11 protein-coding genes are annotated in these 26,122 nt (G+C 54.8%); all 11 read left to right on the top strand.

Annotated features, from left to right (window positions below; translation table 11 throughout):
- The first annotated feature begins 51 nt into the window (after positions 1-51).
- The gene (locus M3089_RS05150; protein WP_249082186.1) at positions 52-3,330 is read left to right on the top strand and encodes a SusC/RagA family TonB-linked outer membrane protein; all 3,279 of its coding nucleotides are present in this window, start codon (positions 52-54) and stop codon (positions 3,328-3,330) included.
- A 12-nt stretch (positions 3,331-3,342) separates the two neighbouring features.
- Positions 3,343-4,905 carry a RagB/SusD family nutrient uptake outer membrane protein gene (locus tag M3089_RS05145; RefSeq protein WP_249082184.1) on the top strand — a complete coding sequence of 521 codons (1,563 nt, stop codon included), beginning with the start codon at positions 3,343-3,345 and terminating at the stop codon, positions 4,903-4,905.
- Between the two features lie 18 nt (positions 4,906-4,923).
- On the top strand, positions 4,924-6,726 hold the full coding sequence (locus M3089_RS05140; protein ID WP_249082182.1) for a fasciclin domain-containing protein: 1,803 nt from the start codon (positions 4,924-4,926) through the stop codon (positions 6,724-6,726).
- A 49-nt stretch (positions 6,727-6,775) separates the two neighbouring features.
- The gene (locus M3089_RS05135; RefSeq protein WP_249082180.1) at positions 6,776-8,608 is read left to right on the top strand and encodes a hypothetical protein; all 1,833 of its coding nucleotides are present in this window, start codon (positions 6,776-6,778) and stop codon (positions 8,606-8,608) included.
- 11 nt (positions 8,609-8,619) lie between these two features.
- Positions 8,620-11,769, top strand: coding sequence for a SusC/RagA family TonB-linked outer membrane protein (locus tag M3089_RS05130; protein ID WP_249082179.1), 3,150 nt, complete (start codon positions 8,620-8,622; stop codon positions 11,767-11,769).
- A gap of 25 nt (positions 11,770-11,794) precedes the next feature.
- The gene (locus M3089_RS05125) at positions 11,795-13,648 is read left to right on the top strand and encodes a hypothetical protein (RefSeq protein ID WP_249082177.1); all 1,854 of its coding nucleotides are present in this window, start codon (positions 11,795-11,797) and stop codon (positions 13,646-13,648) included.
- Between the two features lie 104 nt (positions 13,649-13,752).
- Positions 13,753-15,999 carry a hypothetical protein gene (locus tag M3089_RS05120; protein ID WP_249082174.1) on the top strand — a complete coding sequence of 749 codons (2,247 nt, stop codon included), beginning with the start codon at positions 13,753-13,755 and terminating at the stop codon, positions 15,997-15,999.
- A gap of 308 nt (positions 16,000-16,307) precedes the next feature.
- The gene (locus M3089_RS05115) at positions 16,308-18,023 is read left to right on the top strand and encodes a pectate lyase family protein (protein WP_249082171.1); all 1,716 of its coding nucleotides are present in this window, start codon (positions 16,308-16,310) and stop codon (positions 18,021-18,023) included.
- A gap of 721 nt (positions 18,024-18,744) precedes the next feature.
- Complete coding sequence (locus tag M3089_RS05110; RefSeq protein WP_249082168.1) at positions 18,745-20,421, top strand: glycoside hydrolase family 43 protein; 1,677 nt, start codon at positions 18,745-18,747, stop codon at positions 20,419-20,421.
- Between the two features lie 188 nt (positions 20,422-20,609).
- On the top strand, positions 20,610-23,357 hold the full coding sequence (locus M3089_RS05105; RefSeq protein ID WP_249082166.1) for a glycoside hydrolase family 3 C-terminal domain-containing protein: 2,748 nt from the start codon (positions 20,610-20,612) through the stop codon (positions 23,355-23,357).
- Between the two features lie 34 nt (positions 23,358-23,391).
- Positions 23,392-25,968, top strand: a complete 2,577-nt coding sequence (gene xyl3A / locus M3089_RS05100) for a xylan 1,4-beta-xylosidase (RefSeq protein ID WP_249082163.1) — start codon at positions 23,392-23,394, stop codon at positions 25,966-25,968.
- The last annotated feature ends 154 nt before the right edge of the window (positions 25,969-26,122 follow it).

The following is a 26,122-nucleotide window of genomic DNA, read 5'->3' as shown; positions in this document are numbered from 1 at the left end:
TGAAGCGGAAACCCAACGAGACACTATAATCACATATCTAATGGAGACAACATGGACAAGATAAGAAACATATTTGCAGTGGTGCTGTTATGCTTGGTCCAGCAGGCACTGGCACAAAAAACGGTTTCGGGAACGGTGACCGAAGACTTCGGGGGAAGTTCAGAACCATGCATAGGCGTTAATGTGACTTTCCAAAATGCACAGAAACGTATAATCACCGGTACGGTTACCGACTTCAACGGAAAATACTCTATAAAGGTGCCCGAGGAAGAGAAGGGGCAGCTGACGCTCGTATTCTCGTACATTGGAATGAAGTCGCAATCGTACAAATACACCGGGCAGACCACGCTCAACGTGAAGATGAGCGGCAACGCCACGGAAATAAAAGAGGTGACCGTGCAGGGCAAGCGCGGCAGCCGCAACGAGATGGGTGTGACGGAGCGCCAGATGGCCTTTGCAACCCAGAAAATCAACATGAGCGACATCACGGCCGTATCGCCGGTGACGTCGATAGAGGAAGCCCTGCAGGGACAGCTCGGAGGCGTTGACATCCTCGCCGCCGGCGACCCCGGTGCAAAGAGCACCATCCGCATACGCGGTACGGCCACACTGAACTCAAACGCCGACCCGCTCATCGTCATCAACGGTGTGCCCTACTCTACCGACATCGACGACTCGTTCGACTTCAACACGGCCAATCAGGAAGACTTCGCACAGATGCTCAGCCTCAACCCGAACGACATTGAGAGCATCGAGGTGCTGAAAGATGCCGCATCCACCGCCGTTTACGGTACGGGTGGTGCCAACGGAGTGTTGCTCATAACTACAAAGAAAGGTGCAATGGGCAAGACGCGCTTCTCGTTCTCAACCAAGAACTCATTCAAGTTTGAACCGGAATCAATGCCGATGCTCAGCGGAAACGACTACGTGGCCTACATCCAGGACGCCATCTGGAACTCGGCAAACGCACAGGGCCTGAGCGGGCAGAGCGGACTTCTGGAATACCTTTACGACACGCCAGAGATAGGCTACAACCCCGACTGGCGCTACTTCGACGAATACAACCAGAACACCGACTGGCTTTCGTACATCACCCAGAACGCATTCACCACCGACAACAGCTTCTCGATGTCGGGAGGAGGCGAGAAAGCCACATACCGCTACTCGCTGTCGTACCTGAGCGAAGGCGGAACGACCAAGGGCACGGGCCTGACCCGACTGAACACCAGCCTCGACATAGGCTACCGATTCTCGGAGAAGATCACAGTGAACGCCGAATACACTTACTCTGACTCAAAGAAGAAGGCGCCCTGGAGCGAAAACCTGCGTGCAGAGGCCATGCGCAAGATGCCTAACAAGAGCCCCTACTATATCGACGACGAGACGGGGGCCATGACCGGAACATACTTCACCCGGCAGAACGACGAGGAGTTCCAAGGTGCATTCAGCAGCAAAGACGACGGCAGCAACGCTAAGAACTTCCACCCGATAATAATGGCCGAGGACAGCTACAGCAACCTGCGCACCCGCGAACAGAAGATAAACGTGAGGGGAAACTACTACCCCATGGAGCACTTGCAGTTCAACGGATATGTGTCTATGAAGTACAAGACACAGCGCACGGAGTCGTTCCTGCCGCAAACAGCCACGGGCGTGACAATAGAGAACACCTTTGCCAACCGCGCCACAAACTCATACACCAACAACTTCTCGCTGCAAACAGAGCTCAAGGGAATGTACAACAACTCGTGGAACGACAACAAGCACCAGTTCACCGCAACAGCTATATGGCGCACATCGCAGAGCCGCAGCTCAACGTCGTCGGCTTCTCGCTACAACGTGGCATCGGCCAGCCTGGCCGATCCGGCCTCGGGCAGCGGCATACTGCTAAGCCAAGGCTCTGGTACCTCGGAGGTGCGCAAGCTCTCTGGAATTGGAAGCGTGGTGTACACACTGCTCGACCGATACACCATCAACGGAACGGTAAACTATGAAGGCAACTCAAGCATAAGCCGCGCACACAGGTGGGGAATATTTCCCGCAGTGGGTGTGTCATGGCAGTTTGCCGACGAACCATTCATGAAGTGGTCGAAAGACGTGCTGACAGAATGGAAGTGGCGCTTGAGCTACGGAGAGAGCGGCAACACGCCGAGCGGCACATCGCCATACGTGGGCACTTATGTCTCGGAAGGAATGTATATGGAAGGCAATGCCGTAACGGCAAGCACAATGCAGCTCAACAACCTGAAATGGGAGCGTTCGGCCGAGTGGAATTTCGGCTTTGACTTCAACCTGTGGAACGGCAAGCTCACCGGCTCGTTCGACTACTACAACAAAAAGACCAATGACCTGCTGCAGAAAGACTATGTTGTGTCGAGCTACCTCGGCTACACAAACCACGAACTGAAATACTACAATGCCGGTTCGCTGCGCAACAAAGGAGTTGAGTTCCGCGCCGACTGGCAGGCACTGGACACCAAAGACTGGAAACTGAAAGTGAACTTCAACATCAGCCACAACGAAAACGAGATACTGAGCATGCCTGGCTACTCAGAAGAGAACTATTCGTTTGAAAACGGTGAATACGCCATGCGCATAGTGAGAGGCACCTCTGTAGGCTCTTTCTTCGGCTACAAATACCTGGGCGTTTACCAGAACACTGAAGACACCTATGCAAAAGATGCCGAGGGCAACGTGATGCACGACCTGCAGGGCAACCCGATAATAATGTCTAACGGCACATACCGCTGCTACCCCGGCGACGCTAAGTATGAAGACCTCAACAAGGATGGCAAGATAGACAAGAACGACATCACATACATCGGCAACAGCAACCCGCAGCTGCAAGGCGGAGGCGGTTTCAACCTGCGCTACAAGAACTGGAGCCTGACGGTGTTCATGCACTACCGACTCGGGCAGAAGATAGTGAACCGCGCAAGGATGAACGCCGAGTCGATGATTGGCAGCGACAACCAGTCGACAGCTGTGCTACGCCGCTGGCGCAACGAAGGTGACGATACTGACATACCACGCGCCCTGTGGGACTACGGCCTCAACTACCTCGGCTCAGACCGATTTGTGGAAGACTGCTCGTTCCTGCGCCTGAAGACCCTGTCGCTGAGCTACAACCTGCCCAAGACATTCTGCCAGAACCTGGGACTGACATCTGCCAACGTGTACATAACAGGCTACGACCTGTTTACCATAACAAACTACACAGGCCAAGACCCTGAAGTAAACCTGCCCTCAAATGTCACCGACCTTGCTGAGGACAATTCGCAGACACCGCGCAGCCGCCGCGTGGCAATGGGCGTTACCATCAACTTCTAAACAGTCACAATCATGAAAGGTTTAAAGACTATAATCATAATAGCTACAGCTGCCATGACATTGACAGCCTGCAACGACTATCTCGACATAATGCCGGAGAACGCTCTTCCGACAGAAAAAATGTGGAAATCGAAAAGCGACGTTGAGTCGGCCCTGTTCGCCGGATACTACAACCTGCGCTCTTCGATACAGACCCACCTCATACCGCTTGGGGAACTGAGGGCCGGATGCGTGAAAAGACGCTCGGCAAACGACCTCGACAAACTGGACATCAAGCCGACAAGCGGCGACTTCACCGACTGGAACATATTCTACAAGGTGATTGCCGACGCCAACGGTGTGATTGCCAACGCAGGAAAGGCACAGAGCAACGACGCCACATATACCACTGAAGAGATGAACTCACACCTGTGCGAAGCCTATTTCCTCAGGGCACTGGGATACTTCTACATTGTGCGCAACTGGCGCGACGCCCCACTGATACTGCAACCGGTGGAAAGCGATGACATGGAACTGTATGTAACGCAAAGCAAAGAGAGCGAAATAATAGCGCAAATAAAGAAAGACCTGCTCACTGCCATCGACTTGGGCGCCGCCAAGGAGACTTTCGACACAACCTGGGAAACCAAGGGCCGAGCCACAATATGGGCCATCTACGCCCTCATGACAGACGTTTGCATGTGGAACCAAGACTTCGACGAGGCCATAACATACGCAGACTTGATACTCGAAAGCAAGTCGCCCTATGCGCCGAGATTCATGTCGACAGCCTCACACTCGAGCTGGTTTACAATATTCAACCCCGGCAACAGCGAGGAGTCGATATTCGAACTGCAGTTCTCGAGCATAATGCCCGACGGCTCAGGGTACCAGACAAACGACCTGCCCACACTGTTCTACAACGACAACACCACCACATACATGCTCTCGCAGACACTCACACAAGAGCTCAACCAGGACGCAAGCCAGATACTGACACGCTTCAACGGGGACATTGACATGTACGGACGCACAAGGTATGGCAGCTATGTTGCACAGGAGAACTCGCTAACCGGCTATGTATGGAAATACCTCGGGGGTACCACCATCACCGAGCCGCGCACAACAGAATATTATGACCCTAATTTCATAATATACCGCGTGGCCGAGATAATGCTCATGAAAGCAGAGGCGCTGGTGATGCGCAACATGGGAGAGAACACCGAAGACAATACCGCGGCAATAGAACTGGTTAACCAGATTCGCCAACGCACCAACCTGCAAGATGCCACGGTAAGCCCGTCGTCAGGCCTGTCGGCTATAATGAACGCCATTATCCACGAGAACATAATGGAGTTCATAGGCGAAGGCAGGACATGGTATGACCTGCTGCGGGTAGGGCGATACAAAGACCCGTCGGGCACAGTGGACTTCACCAGCGAATTCTTCATCAACAACGTTTCCACATACAACGAGACGGCCGGCGGAAGCAAGATACGCTCGGTGCTGCTCGATGAAAACGCGTGGTACCTGCCCGTGAACGACGAAGAAATACTACACAACGACAAGCTAGTGCAGAATCCATATTACGAATAACATTTAGACCATACAGATATGAAAAAGATATTATTCACAATGACTGTCGTCGCATCTCTCATCGTGGGCTGCCAAGACCCCAATGAGGACACGCTGTTTGTTCAGCCGACGAACATTGAAAGTGAAATGTCGACGACAACCATACTGGAAAAGTCGCCCGAGACATACTCACTGTGGATAGAGATGCTGAAGTACACCGACTACTACAACGCTCTAAAGGATGCCAACGCCAGCGCAACGGTATTCTCGCCAAACAACGAGGCCATAAAGAGGTTCCTGGCCGACAGGGGCGTGTCAACAATAGAAGAACTAGACCTTGACTATGCCCGCAAGGTGGTGCAGAACCACATAATAGACTGGGAAGGCGGACAGCCGGAAGTGTCGGACTCATCGCTGGTCAACGACGCCACCGCCGGTGAGTACATACACACGAGAAACCTGTTCAACCAATACATCACGCTGAGCTATGGATACACCATAACCGACGTGGACGACGACCAACGCACAGACATTGTGTACAGCCCAGACAGCATATTCCTCAATAACCAGGCAAAGCTGGGACGTTTCGTAGGACAGTCGGGCTCAAACGGAAACATTTACATGATGGACGATGTAATAGTGCCCAACGCAGAGAACATTGTGGAAAGGCTTGACAACCTGGACGGAGACAACAATACGTTCAGGATATTTACCGACGCAATCATGTCTGACCCCGAAATACTACACATGGCCACAACTGAGCGTGACACAACCACAGGCCAGGGGGGCGTACAGGTTATCAACACGTACAGCTATACATGCTTTGCCGTTCCTGACCATATAATGAACGAATCGGGCATAACAGACGTTGAGTCGCTCAAGCAATGGCTGGTAAACAACAGCGACGGCGAAGAGACCAACCCGGACAGCGCGCTCAACCATTACTTAAAGTACCACTTCATGCCATCACAATATACCATGGACGAGGTGTACAACTTAAACGACTCGAGCGAAACGCTCATATACGACACAAAGTACACCGGACAGGCCTTCACGGTGCAGCTCGTTGACAACAAGCGCACCATAAACACCGGCATACCCATCCTTCGCAGCGACATACAGGCAAGCAACGGACTCATCACAAAGATTGGGGGCATCATGCCCGTATACCATCCTACTCCGGTAAACGTGAGATGGGACTTCCTGAACAGCGCCGACATCATATCGTTTGTCAACAACTGGGGAGCAGCCAACAGAGAAGGCGACTTCTTCTCAAGCGCGCTGACAAACAGCTACCATCAGGTTGACCTCAGCGAAGAAAGATATGACGGCGAGTATGGCGAGATAACATCATTCACAGCCAACCTCACCGAGACATCAACCTCATCGGGCAGCTACAGAAGGATTGCGTTCATGAAGGAAAGAGCTGCAACTGGCCAGCCCAACACACCTGAGCATGGCGCTTACATGAACAATTATCTCATCCTTAACCTGGGATTCGCCGGTTGGATAGAGTTCAACACTCCTACGATAATTGCAGGCAAGTACAAGGTGGTGCTGCACTACATCAAAGACCCATTGCTGGCAACCCTATACACATCGGGCACGCTGACGCAGTTCAACATCGATGATGAAGACTACCAGACTCTGGCTTACCTGTATCGCGGACAAAGCATGACAATGCCATTCTTCGCTTCAATAGAAGAGACATTGTGGAACTCCGTGGAATTCGACGGTTCTTCTCAGCATAAGTTCAGAATAACCATGCGCGACATCAACGCAAAGAACCTGAGCAGTTACCACCAGCGCCTCGACTATGTGGAATTCATTCCTATAGAATAATGTAACGACCAACGAATCATAATTAAAATACCCGGATATGAACATATATATGAAAGCAATCCCACTGGTAATGATAGGTTGCCTCTTCATGGCATCCTGCTCATCTGACTGGGACGACCATTATGACGAATCAAGCATAACACTGGCCAACGGCAGTGAGGTGACCATATTCAACGGAAGTGTCACCGATTACATCAAGTCTGCATCAGACTTGACGAAGGTCAACGAACTGTTCAACCGCAACGACATATTCGCCGAAACGCGCAGCGACGGTCAATACACATTCATTGTATGCGCCGACGACCTGTACGATGAAAGCAAAATAAACGACGAGGCTACCTTCGCAGAGCAAAGCGTGGCCAACATGAGCATCAACCCGTCTAAGCTTGTAGACGGCTGGAACATCAACATGCGCTCCGGAAAAAGCGTATGGGTGTATGACGGAGGCAAGCGTTTGGACGACTGCAACATAATAAAGGCCGTGAAAGCAGACAACGGCTACGTGTATTATGTCGACGGCATGCTGCCGGTAAGGCAGTCGGCTTACGAACTGCTGATGTCGCTCGGCGACGAGTACTCACGTTTCAAGGAGCTGGTCACCAATTACAACTATGAGTATTTCGACCGCGAAAACAGTCTTCCCATAGGCGTTACCGATGACGGACGCGTCATCTACGACTCTGTCAAGGTGACCAAGAACACGCTCATGGATCGCTACGACTCCGACGGCACACCAACATGGAACATGAGAAGCGAAAGCTATACCACTACCATGTTCATACCAAACAACACGCTGATTGACAAAGCCATCAACTCGGCAATGGACAGCATACCGCTGTGGCTTAACCGTCAAGCAACCGACGACGACAGGGCGAAATTTGAAGAGTGGATTGTCAAGGCGTGCTTCTCGGACAAGCGCCTCGAAGTGGCCGACGTAAGCAGCTCGGCTCCCGACTTCAAGTGTGTGGAGGGATACCAGGAAAGCATTGACGAAACGTCAGACCTGACAACCTACAAGAACCTTGAAGGCGCATGGTGGCGCCCGTCGGTGCAGACTGTAGACACAAGCAACCCTGTAACTCTCAGCAATGGCATGGCATACTACTGCACAAACCTGAAGATACCAAACCATGTGGTTATTTATCGCGTAAAGTCAAGGTTCTACGAACTGTGGAACAACATGACGGCCAGCCAACAAAGCCAGTACTTCAGATGGGAGAACTGGGTAGCCCCGATGGTCATCAACGACTGCCAAGGCCAGTTCGACCTCATTGCATCGGGGTCGACCACGACGACCAACGCACAGTGGCCCTCCATATTCTATCATGAGCTCTGCGCCATACCAAGCGAAGAGGCCATGGCCGAAGGCTTGCCTTGCAGCGTTGAATATGACGGACTGACATGGAATGAAGACGAACAGAAAATATACGAATGCCATCTGCCTGCAGGAGAGTATTACCTGCGCATGGGCTTCAAGCACTCGTTGCTCTACTCTCTCAGCATTGCATTCAACGACACTTGGCTCGTGGAAGACATGAACATGCACGCCACTGGCTCCAATTACCACTTCGACCGTGGTGCAGCCAGCGCTGTGCCCCACTATGGCGAAGAGTTTGGCATTGCATACCCGGAGGGATTCGACGTCGACTATTGGCAGAAACAAAACGAAAAAGCCATTGCCTACGACACCGACGGATATACCGTAGGGGTTGTCACCTTGCCTCACTCGGGCAATTTCCGCATCCGCGTCACTTCCAACGACATGGCAAGCATTTACAAAGCTGCATTGGACAGCGGCACCGTACTCAACCGCGACAAGAACAACGTAAACCAGCTGATGATGTATCACTGGTGCCTACGCCCCACTCACAATAACTATTAATACCCACGAACATGAAGAGAATCAATATACTGGTAGCAGCCTGCCTCATGGCGGCAGCGGCAACGGCACAGCAATCAACAGTGCGCTCGCAAATCAAAAGCACTGACGGGCAGCCTGTGAGCGGAGCCATCATCTCGATTGTAGGCGACAGCACCACTGCGCTATCTGACGAGCGAGGGCAGTTCTCAATAGCCACGGCCATCAAAAATGCCATCGTCACGATAAAGGCTGAAGGATATTATCCCAAAGAAATGCCACTTAGCTTTCTCAGGCAACTATCCGCCAAGAAGCATGGCACGATAACACTGGTGCCGGAAAATGAAGTGCTGTACTCTGAGAAAGCCAACTCTTTCTTCGGAAGCCTCAGCAATGACAGCCGTTCGGCAACAATATCATCAATAGAAAGCAAAGACTTCACGGAGAAACAAAACCTCGGGGCGGCGTTGCGTGACGGACTGGCCGGACTGCAGGTGATTGAGAAAAGTGGCATGCCGGACGAGGGCTCATACATGAACATACGCGGCATACACAGTTTCGTTGCCGAGAACAATCCGCTAATTGTAATTAACGGTGTACCCTATTTCGGCAATCAAGACGTGTCGAGCGTTATCAACGGGTACTCACGCGACTTGCTTTTCGGCTACGACCCCAAAGACATACGCAGCGTGACGGTTCTCAAAGGAGCCGACGCTGCCATGTACGGATCGCTGGGAAGCAACGGAGTGATTGTTATCGAGACGCAACAGGCCACATCCAACAACCTTGAGACACGGATGACTTTCTCTGGGTCGTATGGCTTCAACATTCGCCAGTCGAACCTCCCCGTGCTCAACTCGTCGCAATACAAAGAATACCTGAACGACATCGGACTCACGCGATATCCGTCAATGGAGTCTCTCATAGGCGATTACCCTTTCCTGCAGAACGGTACATATCCGCAGGCCTACCTCTTCAACGAGAACACCGACTGGATGAAAGACATACAGCATACAGGGTTTACGACCGAGAATCTGTTCAGGGTTGAGGGAGGAGACGAGATTGCCAAGTATAACATTTCGTTTGGATATACAGGCAACCAGGGCACGTTGCGCAACACAAACACGGATCGTTACCATACGCTGATAAGCGCAGACGTGCTGGCAAGCCGTAAGGTCGACATCTTTACAAACATCGGCCTGGCATACATCACGAGCAACCTGCAGAACATGGGAATGCAGTTGGAGACGAACCCGATGCTGGCGGCCTACAACTCGATGCCCCTCATCAATGCTTACCAGAAACAAACAGACGGTTCTGTTCTCAGCAACCTTGCTCCTTATGACTTCTGGAATACGTCATCCAACCCTATGTACGCCTACGACAATGTGAGCAACCCGCTCGCCATTGTCAACACCGTCGAAGGGAAAGACAAGATATATGATGTAAACACACAGATTGGACTGAACTTCAAATGGAATGACTACCTTACGCTGAGCGCAATAGCCAACCTCTACTATAATTATATTGAGGAAACTCTGTTTGTGCCGGGCATGACCAGTCAGACCATCATGCCTCAGCTTTACGGGGCCGGACGCAACAAGGTGGCCAACGGGGTTTACACCCAAGACGTTACCACCCTAACGCTACAAGGCACTTACGACCGCATCTTCAACCGCGTACACAAGCTCAATGTGTTTGCTTCGGCACGCATGATAATGAAAGACTTTGAGTCTGACATATCCGAAGGCTACAACACAGCGAGCGACGACTACCAGACAATGGACAACACCAATGATGAGCAACTCACCTTTGGCTCGCTCGTTGAATGGAACTATGTGGGCTTCAACATACACGGAGCCTATACATACAACAACATAATACGCGGCTCGCTCGGCCTCGCCGTCGACGGTACCAGCGCCTCTGGCGTCGATGCACCTCGATGGGGTTTCTTCCCTTCGGCCGGAGTGACGATGATGGTGGCAAACCTCGGCGTTCTACCGTCGTGGGTCAACCGCCTCAACGTGTCTGTCGAAGGAAGCCTGACTGGCAACAGCCGGTTCTCGTCAAACTACGGCAAGAACTACTACACTGGCGACAACTTCTTCGACATTGGTTCTATCAACCGCTCAAACGTTCCCAACACCAAGCTGGAATGGGAAAAGAAGACGCAGCTTGACCTCGGGCTCGACATGGCGCTGTTCGCCAACCGCGTCAACATTGGCTTCACCTACTTCACCAACCATGCCTACGACCTGCTGCTCAACAGCAATGTGTCGGCCGTGTACGGTTCGTACGACTATTACGAAAACTGCGGTACAATCAATACCAACGGCATAGAGGCTTCGCTGCGCGTCAATGCATTCCACACCAAAGACTGGGATGTCGTGATAGGAGCCAACATCGCCACTGCCAACAGCACAATCAAGTCGCTTGGCGATGCCAATAGCATGACTATTGAATACACTGGCTACAACAACGACGATGCGGAATTGATAATGGCCGTGGGCTCCGACCCATACGAGTTTTACGGATACCAGACCAACGGCATCTTCTCAACAACAGACCAGGCTCAGCAAGCTGCGCTCAAAAACAGCAATGGCGATGAGTACCAGGCAGGAGATGTGTGGTTTGTAGACCAGAACAACGACGGTGTCATCGACGAGAGCGACAAGGTCAGCCTTGGCAGCAACATGCCCGACTTCTATGGCGGCATCAACCTGTCGGTGCGCTATCGCCGCTTCGTGCTCGACGCAAACTTTGCCTACTCCGTCGGCGCAAAGGTATACAACGCCACACGCCGCGAACTCGAGTCAATGGACAACTTCTACAACCAATCCGCTGCCGTGCTGAACCGCTGGCAGGTAGAAGGGCAGCAAACCAACATGCCACGCGCCAACTATGGCGACCCCATGGGCAACAACCTATTCTCCGACCGCTGGATTGAGGATGGCGACTTCCTGAAACTGCGCAGCCTGAAGCTGTCTTACAACTTCGACATGCTGTTCAACTTCATACGCTCAGGCAATGTCTACGTCGCAGCAGAGAACCTGTTCTCACTGACCAACTATCTCGGCCACGACCCGGAGTTCGCCTACTCTTACGCCGAGCAGCTAAGAGGATTCGACTATTCCAAGATGCCGCTGCCCATAACAGTAAGGCTCGGCTTCAACATCAACTTCTAATTATAGCACACTAAAGAATAAAGACATGAAGATTAGGAACATCATACCGGCAGTAGGACTGTTAGCAATGTCTGTCTGCTTACACTCGTGCGAGGATTTCTTCGATACCGACCCGAAGAACATAATCAACGAGGGAGACTACATTGCAGAAGAGGACGAGATATACAAAGGCTTTCTCGGAATATTCAACCGCATGCAGGAAGCCGGCGACCAGGCCATCTTCCTCACCGACACCCGTGGGGCTTTGCTCGAGACAACCGACAACGCACCGGCCGAGCTGAAAGCCATATACAATTACAACGAGACCAATGGCAACTCATACGCCGACCCAACTTGCTACTATTCCATCATAGTGGCCTGCAACGACTACTTCAACAAGATGGAGGAATATCACAAAGAAGTCGGCGGCATGACCGAGGTAGCCGAAGAAAACTTCCCTGCCCTCATCAGCAGTGCCATGAGGATTAAGGCTTGGGCCTACCTCATGCTTGGCAAGATATACGGCGAAGCCTATTGGTTTGACGACCCTCTTACCGAGAAGAAGGAGCTGAGCGACGCCTCGGTATTCACCCATTGCAACATGAAGGAGCTGGCCGACCGCGCCATCAACCTGCTTGAGAACGGAATGACCATCGACGGCGTACACATCTCTGCCGACCTTGAGGTCAGCTGGTACAAATGGATAGACGAAGAAAACCAAAACGCCACGCTGTACCGCGAATGGGAATACCTTACCCCGCCGGCAATAGTGCTCAACGCCGAATTCCGCTCATGGCGCGCCAGCTACGTTGATGAAGAAGCTGCACAAGCCGACTGGCAGTGGATTCACGACAACTTGCTACAGTACATGTACGACTACCAGATGGGATACAACGAAAAGGCTACGGAGCGCATCACCGGCGACCAGGGAGTGTCTGACATCTTCCAGCTCAACATGAAGTTGCAGAGCGACAGCCAGACGGCCTACTTCCTCATTTTCTACAACAACCGCCAGGGCTTGATGACTCAGTTGCTCAGCAGCATCATGTACGACTATGATAACCATCAGCGCAACAGGCTCGTGCAATATTTCTGCCCGGAATACCCGTCGGACGAGTCATTCTACCTGCAACCGTCCGACTACGGAGTGAGCCTGTACAACGAAAACGACATACGAGGCTACACGCAGGGGTGGATAATGAGAACCCTTTCGGGCAAGCGTTGCGTGTCTAAGTATTATTATGGCTACGACTTCGTGACAAGAACCTACCGCTATCTTGACGACGAGGACATATACAAGATTCAGCCTGCCATACCTACGTTCCGTGCCCACGACCTTCACTTCCTGTTGGCCGAGGCCGAAACTCACCTTGGACATTTCGACCAGGCTTACGTGATACTCAACCACGGTGCCAGCGCCGAATTCCCCGACAAGAAGCTGCCTTGGCAAACCGACCCGGCATGGGATCAGAGATATGACCCGTGGGTGAGCGCTCCTTCCGGCGGATACGGCAACTTGGGAATAGCCGGCTCGGCCAACGGAACCATGCACGACCTGCCACGCCCGGGCGATGACGACTGGGACAACTACACTGAAGACCAGCTCAAAGAAATGTACGACTGGGCGCTGGCCGACGAGCACATGAAGGAATACATTGCCGAAGGCAAGTCGTACAGCTATATGTGCAAGATTGCCGAACGCTATGCAAACAGCGCATACCGCAACGGCAACGAAGAGAAAGCCCGCGACAGCGTGGCCGTCAGAATTGGCCCGAAGTATGCCGTCACCGGCCGCCAGGGCACTGTCGAAGGCCGCATCAGAAGCAACGGCTACTTCATCAACTGGCAACTGCAGGAAATAAACAACCCGCAAGACCAGGACGAGGAAGAGCAGCAGTGAATGCAAGCTAAGGCCCCCTGCCCTGCCAACATGGCGTGGGGGCCCATGTACCGACAAATAAAAGACAATCAACATTATTAACAACCAACTAAAAAATCAAAGCGATGAAAAAACTTACTTTATTAGCTCTGGCTGCCATGACCATGGCACCGGCTACATCGTTTGCCGAAAGCTGGACGAAAGAGGTGACCAACTCCTCTGAATTTAAGGACGCGTTCAATCTCATTGGCTCCGGCATGGAAGGCGACACTTACGAAATCGTCTGCAACTGGGACGCTGGCACTCTTGTCAACGTTGGCAAGCTGAAGCCAACCATGACCAAAGGAAAGCTCGTCATCCGCAGCAACGAGACCGATTTCGACAATATGCCTCAACTGCAGTTGGCATTTGAGTGGTCTGCCGATGCACCATCGGCAGAGGAAGGCAAGCGCATGTCTGTCTTCTTCAGCAATCTCAACCTTGTAGGAACCGGCAGCTACCTCATCGACAACCGACGCGACCTCTTTGCCGACACCATATCGCTGACACGGTGCGACATCCACGGCCAGGCCCGCTCTATACTCCGCTTCGACGGCGACAAGAGCGAGACAGGGCTCACCGGGGCCGACATGGCTATCGCATGCATCGAAGTAAAGGAATGCAAGATACACCAGACAGCCCAGAGCAGCGGCGACAACTGGTCGGTATTCCGTACCTTCATGCCCGTAAAAGCGTTCAACATCACCGACAACATGTTCTACGACATGCCGTATACCAAAGGTCTGTGGGAGACACGAAACAGGACGGAGACAGCCACGACCGTTACATTCGCCAACAACTTTGTATTGTTGGGCGAGAACAAGGTGATGCACCCGCAAGGATTCACGGTGCTGGGCGCAGCCGGAAACATTGGCACAGGCTCTTCGCTTAACATTTACAACAACCTGTTCGTAGGCCCGTCTGAAGGCTACACCCTCCTCAAAGACGAGAACAGCTTCTACACAGACACGAAGATAACCAACATCGAGGACGGTTATGTCATTACAAACAACAACGTCATTGACAATGAGACGTACAGGTCACTGACAGACCTTTCCACCTATCTTCTCAACGAATGCAGAAGTGCAGCCATGCCTTTGGGCGGCGACATGACCCTTGCCGACTTCGCTGACTTCACATGGACAACGGGCGGCACATTCCAGGACGCTTCAAAGAACATGTACTACATCCTGAACAGCAATCCTTGGAAGACGGCCGGCTACGATTACAAAAACAATGGCGGCACTTATTACATAGGCCCGTCTATTGCTTACGTCGACGAGTTCCCGACACCGGCTTCAGTAAATGTCAACATTGACGGCCCGTCGTACATCACTTACTCTATCTCGCCCGAGAAAGATGTATACTATGTAGGCGACGAAATCACCGTTACGGTTGACCCGCAGACCTCTCACTACATCGACAACCTCAACACGTTTGAAGGCTGGGAAGACGGAACGAAAGAGCTCACGCGCACATTCACGCTCGACGGAGACCTCAACCTCACGGCCAAGTTCACCGAGAACAGCGAAGTGCTGTCAGCCTTCACCCTGAAGGACATCACATCAAACGGCAAGCCTGAGTCATACTCTGCCGACGTTTACCTCAACATGGATCCCGCTTACCAGAGCACCGTATATGCCATCGTCAACGATACTACCGAGGCTACAGGCAGCAAGGAAGCTCCATTCACCTATGTAAACGGATTCTTCGAGTCGCGCCCGGGCAAGTTTGGCGAGGACGATGCCGAACTCCAGATGCCTATCCTCTCTCGCCGCACATGGTCTGGTGCAAAGGAGACACAGCGCAACTACGCTCTGTTCGTCATCCCGACAAAGGGCATAAAGGACATCACCTTCTCTTGCTACGTTGGAACAGACAACAACGCTGCCAAGATTCAGAAGCTTGAGTTCTCTACCGACAGCACCACATGGACTGAGGTTGGCAGAATAGAGATTGAGAACCTCGTATGGGGCAACCTCAAGGCCACCCTGCCTGCCGAGGCCAACGACAAGGACAAGGTATACGTACGCGTCATTGGCGACATTGCCGGAGGCCCCGTTGTAACTCCCGACGAGAGCATTGGCATGTGGAATCCTGAGACCGGCGAGGTTATCTGGGATGTTTACATCACCCAAGACGCATTCGAGTACATGGGTAGCATACTCATCACCGGCGACACCAGCTCAGTGAGCGACGGCATCGAGGAAGTGACTGCCGACGAACAGCAGTTCGACGAGAACGCTCCGATGTACAATGTGATGGGCATGAAGGTTGCCAAGGGCACCAAGGGCCTCATCATCCAGAATGGCAAGAAATTCATGGTGAAGTAACAAACCTGCAGGCGGGTTACCCGCCACGCGCCAAACCCAAGGGGCGCACCGCTCGGCCGGTGCGCCCCTTTTCTCGTTTTCTTGCCGCAAGCCGATACCGGCGGCTTCTTTACCGGTTTGGTTTCAACGCCCTGTTGGTGGCGAAGCAACGATGGAAGTACTGTTGGCAAAAGCGCAAAAACTGGCATTAACGCTTACAAAAGAACATTTTCCACCTTTTAAGTGAAAAAATTCCCCCTTCGAACGGATAAAGTAAGTAACTTTGTAGGCAAAAGCAACACATATCAATAACAACTAAAACATCAAATATGAAATTCAGACTACTCACTTTGGGCGCTCTGTCGCTCATGCTCGGCACATCATTCTCGACAGATGCCATGGCCGAAAGCAAAGAGAAGCAGCTGGCTTTTCCCGGCGCCGAGGGCTTCGGCCGCTATACTACAGGTGGGCGCGGCGGCACTGTCTACCATGTCACCACACTCGAGGATACCGGCGAGGAGGGCTCGTTCCGCTGGGCATGCAACCAGAAAGGGCCGCGCACCATCATCTTCGATGTGTCGGGCACCATCTACCTGACATCTCCACTTAGGCTCAACAACGGCGACGTGACCATTGCCGGCCAGACCTCGCCCGGTGGCGGAATATGCATTGCCGACTATCCTTTCTCCATCGGTGCCGACAATGTCATAATACGCTACATGCGCTTCCGCTGCGGCAACCGCCATGTCGACGAGCATGAGGGCGACGGCCTCGGAGGCATGGACCTCAACGATGTCATCATCGACCACTGCTCCGTAAGCTGGAGTGTCGACGAGTGCCTGTCGGTATACGGCAGCCGAAATCTCACCGTACAATGGTGCATTGCCGCCCAGAGCATGGTCAATGCCGGCCACTCCAAGGGTAGCCACGGCTACGGAGGCAACTGGGGAGGCAGCGGGGCGTCTTACCACCACAACCTGATAATACACCACACCTCGCGCACACCGCGTCTCGGCCCGCGCCCGAGCACACAGACCGACGAGCGCATGGACATGCGCAACAACGTGATTTACAACTGGGGTGGCAACGGCTGCTACGGTGGCGAGGGCATGAACGTGAACATAGTCAACAACTACTACAAGCCGGGGCCCGCAACCGAGAACAGAAGCGAAACCATACAGCGCAGGATTGCCGGCATAGGCATCAGGACGTCAGAGTACACCGGCCACAACACCGACAGCCCCAACGAGTGGGACAAGATGTGGCATGTATGGGGAAAGTTCTATGTCGACGGCAACGTCAACTCCAAATATGACGACGTGACCAACGACAACTGGACCTACGGCATGTACAACCAGATAACCAACGGCAGCGGGGTTGACAACACTTACACCCAAGCCACTCGCGACACCATGCGCATCAACGAGCCCATCGACTTTGTTGTCGTGACCACCCACTCTGCCGAGGATGCCTTCGACCGTGTGCTCAAGTATGCGGGATGCAGGCGCACGGAAAGCTCGCGCGACGCCCTCGACATCATTCTCGTCAACGATGCAAGAGAGGGTCTGGCCACGTTTACTGGGCGCAACTGCGACCAGGGGTTCATCAACAGCCAGGATGACTGCGGCGGATGGCCCGTGCTCGCCACGGCCAACGCACCGGCCGACCTCGACAACGACGGCATCAGCGACCAGTGGGAAGACTTCAACGGCCTCGACCCGTCGAACCCTGACGATGGAAACGAGGTCGGTGCCGACGGTTACACCAACCTTGAACGCTACCTCAACAGCCTTGTCAACATTACCACCATCAACCAGAATGCCGGCGGAACGCAGATGGGCTACATCATCTATGAAGACGGCACGACAAGCATCACCGGCATTGAGGACACAAACGCAAGCCAGTATGGGGCAAACGCCACTGCCGACAACAACATCTACTTCCTAAACGGCACCATAGCCAAGCAAAATGCCACAATGGAAGACTATGACGGCCTGGCAAAGGGCATATATATCCACAAAGGCAAGAAGGTTGTGGTGAAATAGTCTGGATGTCGCATTGCCGCAATCACTCTTGGCAATGCCACCGGATGCATGCAAAATAGATTTCGCGGAAGTTTCTGTCTTCCGCGAAATCTTTGTCAACCACAATGTGGCTGCCTTTTCAACAGCCGGTGGCACACATGCCCCCGTCTATTCACGGCAAAGCCATAAAGCCCATGCCTTCACATGACAAACATGGAAAAAGCATCGGCATGCCTATTGCCGATGGCTGTCTGCACTATCGCCTTTCCGGCCAACGGCATCCCTTATGCAGGATCCTGCATCAGCAGGCCAGCCAAGGCATGAGACAAAAAGTGAAATGCAGGCAACTGCACGATGCCCACCATGTGAGGCACCACCACCATCTGGCGAGATGGTGGTAACCAATCGCCAACGGCCTGTCCGTCTCGCCACGCAGACATTCTGCCTACTGTCCGCCCTACCCTGTTGCAAATGCCGGAGCAAACGGCACGGACAACAACTTCTCACCCTATCCGAATGCACCCAAAAACTGTCTACATACGTGAAAGAAACAAATTTAACCCCAAAATAGCCAAATAATCGCCGACAGGTTAACGGCATTTCACTAACTTTGCATCAAGCAATAGTAAACATGGCCGCAAGCCAACGCCATGTTGCATGCGGGCAACCCATGCATCATGTTGTGGCTGAAAATGATATCAGGCATGCCACAGGCCATAAATAATTATTAACGCGAGAATACATGATAAGAAAACTTCTCATAGCCAACATGCTGCTGATGGCAGTCTCTGTCGGTGCCAGCGGAAGCGGCGAAGGGGCAAAAGCCTCGTTCGACTACTTCACTTACACCGGCGACGACGATTATTACCGACAGAATCCGCTGACCGACAAGGCATCGTTCTACAATCCCATAATCCCCGGCTTCCACCCCGACCCTGCCATTTGCCGTGTCGGCGACGACTACTGGCTTGTCAATTCCACGTTCGGCTACTTTCCCGGGGTGCCGCTCTACCACAGCCGCGACCTTGTCAACTGGACGCTCGTGGGCAATGTGCTCAACCGCCCGTCACAACTGCCTGCGCTTGCCGGACAAGACGTGGGCAAGGGGGGCATCTATGCACCCAACATAAGTTTCGACCCGCAGACTGGCACTTACTACATGCTTACCACCGATGTGGGGCGCGGCCACTTCTACGTCACAACCAAAAAACCAATGAACAACGACTGGAGCGACCCCGTATGGCTGCCTGCCATCGACGGCATCGACCCAGCGTTCTTCTTCGACGACGACGGCAAGGCTTATATCATATACAAGGAGTCTACCGAAGGGCAGCCCAAGTGGAGCAACCACCGCTGCCTGCGCATAGCCCGGTTTGACCGCGCTACGGGCCAGACCACGGGTGCACCGGTCAAGTTCCGCGAAGCGGGTGTGGGCCCCGAGGAGCGCCTGGCCCGCAACGAAGGCCCGCACATATATAAAATCGACGGCAAGTACTACATCATCTGCGCCGAAGGAGGCACCGGCATATTCCACTCGGAAGTGGCCTACAGGGCCGACTCTGTGTTTGGCCCTTACACCCGCTGGAGCCGCAACCCGATGCTCACGCAGCGCGAACTGAAAGCGGGGCGCACCAACCCGGTTACCTGCACGGGCCATGCCGACATAGTGCAGACGCCCAACGGCGAATGGTGGGCCGTGTTCCTGGGTTGCCGTCCGGGCCCCGGCGGCGTTGAGCAACTGGGCCGCGAAACGTTCTTGATGCCCGTGAACTGGAGCCTCGACGGCTTCCCTTACATCACCCAAGAGAAAGACACCGTGCCGCTGACGCTGCGCCGCAACGGCACAGAGCGCCGCGAAGGCGCAACGTTCGGCAACTTCACATGGCGCGACGATTTCGACGGCCGGCACACCGGCCCCGAATGGCTCTCGCTGCTGGGCCCTGCCGACGCTTACGCGAGCATGGCCGGGGGAAGGCTGGACATAGTGCCCGACGAAGTGTTGCCTCAAGACAGGCGCACGCCGCCCATGCTCCTTAGGCGCATACAGCACCACAAGTTCACCGCCGAGACCAAGCTCGACTTCCTGCCCTACCCCGGTGCCCAGGCGGGCATGGCTGTATTCAAGAACGAACAGCGCTACTACCGCTTTGGACTGCGCCGCGGCATGATTGTGGTTGAGCGCAGCGACAAGGGACGGAGCACCTCGACCATAGCCTCGGTCAGCGTGGACAGTGAAACGAAAAGCGTCATGCTGCGCACCAAATGCCTGGGCGACAACTATGAGTTCAGTTTCTCGACCGACGGAGGCGCAACGTGGCAGACGGCAGCCAAGGGTGTCGACGCGCCGTTTGTAAGCCAGCGTGCAGGCGGGTTTACAGGCACCATGATAGGCCTCTATGCCTACAGGCAGTATCTCTGAGTCGCCGGCCGGCGTTCATCGCCCGGATGTGGCTGGGCCGCGGCCGGCGTTACAAGCCTCATCACCGTCACTATACCAACCACGGGGCTTGGCTTGGCCAACAGCGAAGGGTCTTGAAGCCACCCCGGCGCTGGCAGCACGACAATCCTGAAAAGAGTGGAATAAAATCCTAAAACAAAATAACGGCAATGAAAAAGAACCATGTCATATTTGCAATCGTCACGGCGGCATCGGCCATGATAGCCGCCCCGGTAGCATCACAAGTATATGAATACCCGTTTCAAAACCCGGAGCTGAGCTTCCACGAGCGTGCCAAGAACCTTGTGTCGCTGCTCACCCTCGACGAGAAAATCAACCAGGTTGGCCACCAGACGCTCGACATCACCCGCCTGGGGGTGAAGGGCTACAACTACTGGAACGAGGCCCTGCACGGCGTGGCGCGCTCGGGCAAAGCCACGTCTTTCCCGTCGTCGAAGGCCATGTCGAGCACATGGGACCTGCCCCTCATCTTCGACTGCGCCTCAGCCACGTCGGACGAGGCACGGATATATTACAACACAAAGCAGAAAGGGCTCATCTACTGGTGCCCAACGATAAACATGAGCCGTGACCCGCGGTGGGGGCGCGACGAAGAGAACTACGGTGAAGACCCCTACCTCACAGGCCGCATCGCAGTGGAATACATACGCGGCATGCAGGGCGACCACCCCAAATACTACAAGACCGTGGCCACGGCAAAGCACTTCGCCGCCAACAACTATGAAAAAGGGCGGCACAGCACCTCGTCGGACGTCGACGCGCGCAACCTGCGCGAATACTACCTGCCGGCATTCGAGACGGCGGTGAAAGAAGGCAACGTGCGCTCGGTGATGAGCGCATACAACGCCCTCAACGGCATACCGTGCGGAGCCAACCACGAACTGCTCATCGACATACTCCGGGGCGAATGGGGATTCGACGGATTCGTGACGAGCGACTGCGGCGCGGTGGAGGATGTGTACAACAAGCACCACTATGTGGCCACCCCGGCCGAAGCCTCCGGCGTGTCGATGCGCAATGGCGAAGACCTCAACTGCGGCACCACGTTCCAGGATTACTGCAAAGAGGCAATAGAAAAAGGCTACATGACCGAGGCCGACCTCGACTCGGCACTCACCCGGGTGTTTGAAGCAAGGTTCTCGGTGGGCGAGTTTGACGATGCCGCGCTGCTGCCGTGGAGCAGCATTTCGGAAAGCGAGCTCGAGTGCCAGGAGCACATCGACCTGGCCCACCGGGCAGCACGCGAGTCGATAGTGCTGCTGAAAAACGACAACTCGTTTCTGCCGCTCGCCAAAGACAAGAACATTGCCGTCATCGGGCCGCTCGGCAACACCGTCAGCCTGGGCGGTTACAGCGGCTCGCCGGTTGAAGTGACAAGCCCGCTGGAGGGCATTGCAGAGAAGATAGGCTACACCATAAGCGACGGAACGATACAGTGTGAAGACTTCACGGGTAGCAGCGTGCCCAGCTCTTCAAAGCGGCTGAGCATAGAGGCCAACGGCAGTTCGGGCAACGTGGGATACATATATGCCGGCGACTGGATTTCGTTTGACGACGTCAACTTCGGCGACGGCTGCTCGAAGGTCGACATTTACTCGGGGGCAGAAAACGACCTTGCCACCACGGTAGAGCTCTACCTCGACCGCATCGATGGCGAACCGGCTGCCACTGTGACGCTTGCCACCACGGGCGACTGGGCGAAATACGCCACAACGACGGCCGATGTCGACCCCGAACTGTTCAACGGAACCCACAAACTGTACCTCGTCTTCGGCGGAGGCGACAAGTATTGCGCCAACATGGACTGGGTTAAGTTCTACAACGAGGGCGACGACAACCCGCTCGAGACCCAAGGCCCGCTATACTTCTACAAAGGCTGCGCCGTCACGGGGAAGGCGGAAACCAACATAGAGCGCGCCGTCGAGATAGCACGCAAAGCCGACGTGGTTGTGTTTGCGGCCGGCACCAACCTCGAAGTGTCCGACGAGAGCAACGACCGCACCTCGCTGTCGCTGCCAGGCGACCAGCAACAGTTGCTCGAAGCCGTCTACGAGGCCAACCCCAACGTGGTGCTCCTGCTGCAGACGTGCTCGTCGGTGACGGTAAACTGGGCGCAAGAGCATGTGCCGGCCATAGTCGAGGCTTGGTACGGTGGCCAGGCGCAGGGCAAGGCCATTGCCGATGTGCTCTTCGGCGACTACAACCCGGGCGGCAAGCTGACATCGACATGGTATGCATCTGAAGCCGACCTGCCTGCGGACATGCTGCAATACGACATCAGGAAAGCCAAGTATACATATATGTACCACGACAAAGAACCTCTCTACCCGTTTGGTTTCGGACTGAGCTACACCACGTTCGGCTACAGCGACATGGCGCTCAGCACCAACAGCCTCGACGCGGGCGACAGCGTGGTCGTCACGGCCAACATCACAAACACGGGCAAAGTGGCCGGCACCGAGATAGTGCAGCTCTACACCCACGCGCAATCGGAGATAGAGAGGCCGCTGAAGGAGCTCAAGGGGTTTGCCCGGGTTGAGCTCGAACCGGGGGAGACCAAGCCTGTGAGGTTTGTGCTGCACCACGACCAGCTGGCCTATTTCAACGACCTCACCAACACGTTTGACGTGGAAGACGGCACTGTCGACGTGCTCATAGGTGCAAGTTCGGCCGACATAAGGCTCAAAGACAAGATCACAACCGAGGGCGCCACGGTGAAGACCACATACAAAAGCACTACCAGCGGCATAGAGAACGCCATGCGCAACCCTTCGCTCAAGGGCGACAGGGTGTACACGCTGCAAGGCACCTGCCTCGGCACAGCCGACAACTTAGGCGCACTTCCGGCCGGTATATATGTGATAAACGGCGAGAAAGTGGCCGTAAACAACAAATAAACGAACCATAGAACAACTCTAAAACTACAACAACATGAAAAGAAGCAATCTGCTCTTATCCATCATCGTGATGTGCTCTGCGGGGGCGGCAGCACAAAACTTGCCTTACCAGAATCCCGACCTGCCGGCCGAGCAGCGCGCCGAAGACCTGCTGGGCAGGCTAACCCTCGACGAGAAGGCCAAGCTGATGATGAACGGCTCGCCTGCCATACCACGCTTGGGCATACCGCAGTTCGACTGGTGGAGCGAGGCTTTGCACGGCGTAGGGCGCAACGGCCTGTCGACAACGTTCCCCTCGTGCATCGGCATGGCAGCATCGTTCGACGACGAACTGCTCGAACGCATCTACTCGGCCATAAGCGACGAGGCCCGGGCAAAGAACACCGCACAGAAGCGCAAAGGCAAGGTGGGCAAATACCAGGGCCTTTCGTTCTGGACCCCGACAATAAACATATTCCGCGACCCGCGCTGGGGGCGCGGCCAAGAGTCGTATGGCGAAGACCCATACATGAACTCAAGGATGGGCCAGGCCGTGGTGCGCGGACTGCAAGGGCCCGAGGGCCACAAATACCGCAAGCTGCTTGCCTGCGCCAAACACTTCGCTGTGCACAGCGGCCCGGAAAAGACCAGGCACAGCCTCGACATTGAGTCGCTATCGCCGCGCGACCTCTGGGAGACCTACCTGCCCGCGTTCAAAGACCTTGTGCAGAAAGCCGGGGTGCAGGAAGTGATGTGCGCCTACCAGAGATTTGAGGGAGAGCCGTGCTGCGGCAGCAACAGGCTGCTGCAACAGATACTGCGCGACCAGTGGGGATTCGACGGACTGGTGGTCAGCGACTGCGGGGCCATAGGCGACTTCTGGCGCCCCGGACGCCACGGTGTGTCGAAAGACGCGGCGGCGGCGTCGGCCAAAGCCGTGATCAGCGGCACCGACGTGGAGTGCGGCAGCAACTACAAGAGCCTGCCCGAGGCCGTCAGGGCCGGCGAGATAAGCGAGGAGCAAATCAACGTGAGCGTGAAGCGGTTGCTGAAGGCGCGCTTTGAGCTCGGCGAACTCGACCCCGACTCGCTCGTGGAGTGGACAAAGATACCCGAAAGCGTGGTGAACTGCGACGCCCACAAGCAACTGGCGCTGCAGATGGCCCGCGAGCAGATGGTGCTGCTGCAAAACCGCGGCAATCTGCTGCCGCTCGACAAAGACGCCGGCCGAATAATGGTGATGGGCCCCAACGCCGCCGACTCGGTGATGATGTGGGGTATTTACTTCGGGCAGCCGGCCCACACTGTGACGGTGATGGAGGGCATCGAGGCCAAGCTCGGCACCAAGGTGAAATATGCCAAGGGATGCGAGATTACCGAGATAACCGACACCCGGAGCCTGTTCGGCGACTTTGTCACACCCGACGGGAAGCCGGGCATGGAGGCGCGATTCTGGAACAACACCCGCATGGAGGGCAAGCCTGTGGTGGAAACACGCTACACAAGCGCGCTGCAATTCGACAACGGGGGCAACACGGCTTTTGCTCCGGGCGTTGAGCTCACCAACTTCACGGCCAGCTTCCGCGGTTCGTTCACGGCAAGGCAAGACGGACGGGTGTTCATCAACTATGTAAACGACGACGGCATACGCCTGATTGTCAACGGCGACACCGTGGCCAACCGATGGATGGCCGAGGAGATGAGGAACAACAAGAGGGAGTTGAAAGTGAAGGCCGGGCAGAAGTATGACATACAACTCGACTACATGCAACTGGCCGACGGCGCCACGCTGCAGTTTAACGTAGAGACCATAGAGCCGACTACGCCGGCAGAGGTGGTGGCAAAGGCCGCCGACGCCGACGTGGTGATATTCGTAGGCGGCATCTCGCCCGACCTGGAACGCGAGGAAGCCAAGGTCAACAAGCCCGGCTTTGACAACGGCGACCGCACGAGCATTGAACTGCCGCAGGCACAACGCGACATACTGAAGGCGCTGCACGAGGCCGGCAAGAAGATTGTGCTGGTGAACTGCAGCGGCAGCGCGGTGGCTCTGACTCCCGAGACCGAGACGTGCGACGCCATACTGCAGGCCTGGTATGCCGGCGAACAGGGCGGACACGCCGTGGCCGACGTGCTCTTTGGCGACTACAACCCGGGCGGGAAGCTGCCTGTGACCTTCTACCGCGACGACAGCCAGCTGCCGCCGTTCGACGACTACTCGATGAAGGGCCGCACATACAGGTATTTCGGCGGCGAGCCGCTATTCCCCTTCGGCTTCGGCATGAGCTACACCGAGTTTGAACTGGGCAAGCCCGAATACGACAAGAAGGCGGGCAAGATAACGGTGAGCGTCACCAACACCGGCCGGCGCGACGGCACCGAAGTGGTGCAGGCTTACATGCGCAACACGGCCGACACCGAAGGGCCGGCCAAGACGCTGCGCGGATTCTGCCGGGTGGAGCTGAAAGCCGGCGAGACCAAGGCCGTGGCCATAGACTTCCCGCGCGAGAGCTTTGAAGGATGGGACGCCGCCACCAACACCATGAGGGTGGTTCCGGGCAACTACGAACTGATGGTTGGCACGTCGAGCGCTGACAAAGACTTGCAGAAGATACAGGTAACCATCGACTGAGACAGACGCTTGGCAACGGGCCCCGGCGCCGGACTGAGGCAAACGGCACAAGGGCCGCAGCCGGCCGGACGCTGCAATATTTACTGACAAAAGTGACATCAGGCCGCGCCAAGGCCCGTACTGCCATGCCAAACGGCCCGAACGGCCACGCCAA

Origin of the sequence: Marseilla massiliensis, from assembly GCF_023336985.1 — a bacterium.
Taxonomy (GTDB): domain Bacteria; phylum Bacteroidota; class Bacteroidia; order Bacteroidales; family Bacteroidaceae; genus Prevotella; species Prevotella intestinigallinarum.
This window is presented reverse-complemented; position numbering and strand designations above follow the sequence as displayed.

Coding starts and splice junctions, on each gene's coding strand:
- M3089_RS05150 (WP_249082186.1), top strand. CDS start 52: ATGGACAAGATAAGAAACATATTTGCAGTGGTGCTGTTATGCTTGGTC.
- M3089_RS05145 (WP_249082184.1), top strand. CDS start 3,343: ATGAAAGGTTTAAAGACTATAATCATAATAGCTACAGCTGCCATGACA.
- M3089_RS05140 (WP_249082182.1), top strand. CDS start 4,924: ATGAAAAAGATATTATTCACAATGACTGTCGTCGCATCTCTCATCGTG.
- M3089_RS05135 (WP_249082180.1), top strand. CDS start 6,776: ATGAAAGCAATCCCACTGGTAATGATAGGTTGCCTCTTCATGGCATCC.
- M3089_RS05130 (WP_249082179.1), top strand. CDS start 8,620: ATGAAGAGAATCAATATACTGGTAGCAGCCTGCCTCATGGCGGCAGCG.
- M3089_RS05125 (WP_249082177.1), top strand. CDS start 11,795: ATGAAGATTAGGAACATCATACCGGCAGTAGGACTGTTAGCAATGTCT.
- M3089_RS05120 (WP_249082174.1), top strand. CDS start 13,753: ATGAAAAAACTTACTTTATTAGCTCTGGCTGCCATGACCATGGCACCG.
- M3089_RS05115 (WP_249082171.1), top strand. CDS start 16,308: ATGAAATTCAGACTACTCACTTTGGGCGCTCTGTCGCTCATGCTCGGC.
- M3089_RS05110 (WP_249082168.1), top strand. CDS start 18,745: ATGATAAGAAAACTTCTCATAGCCAACATGCTGCTGATGGCAGTCTCT.
- M3089_RS05105 (WP_249082166.1), top strand. CDS start 20,610: ATGAAAAAGAACCATGTCATATTTGCAATCGTCACGGCGGCATCGGCC.
- xyl3A (WP_249082163.1), top strand. CDS start 23,392: ATGAAAAGAAGCAATCTGCTCTTATCCATCATCGTGATGTGCTCTGCG.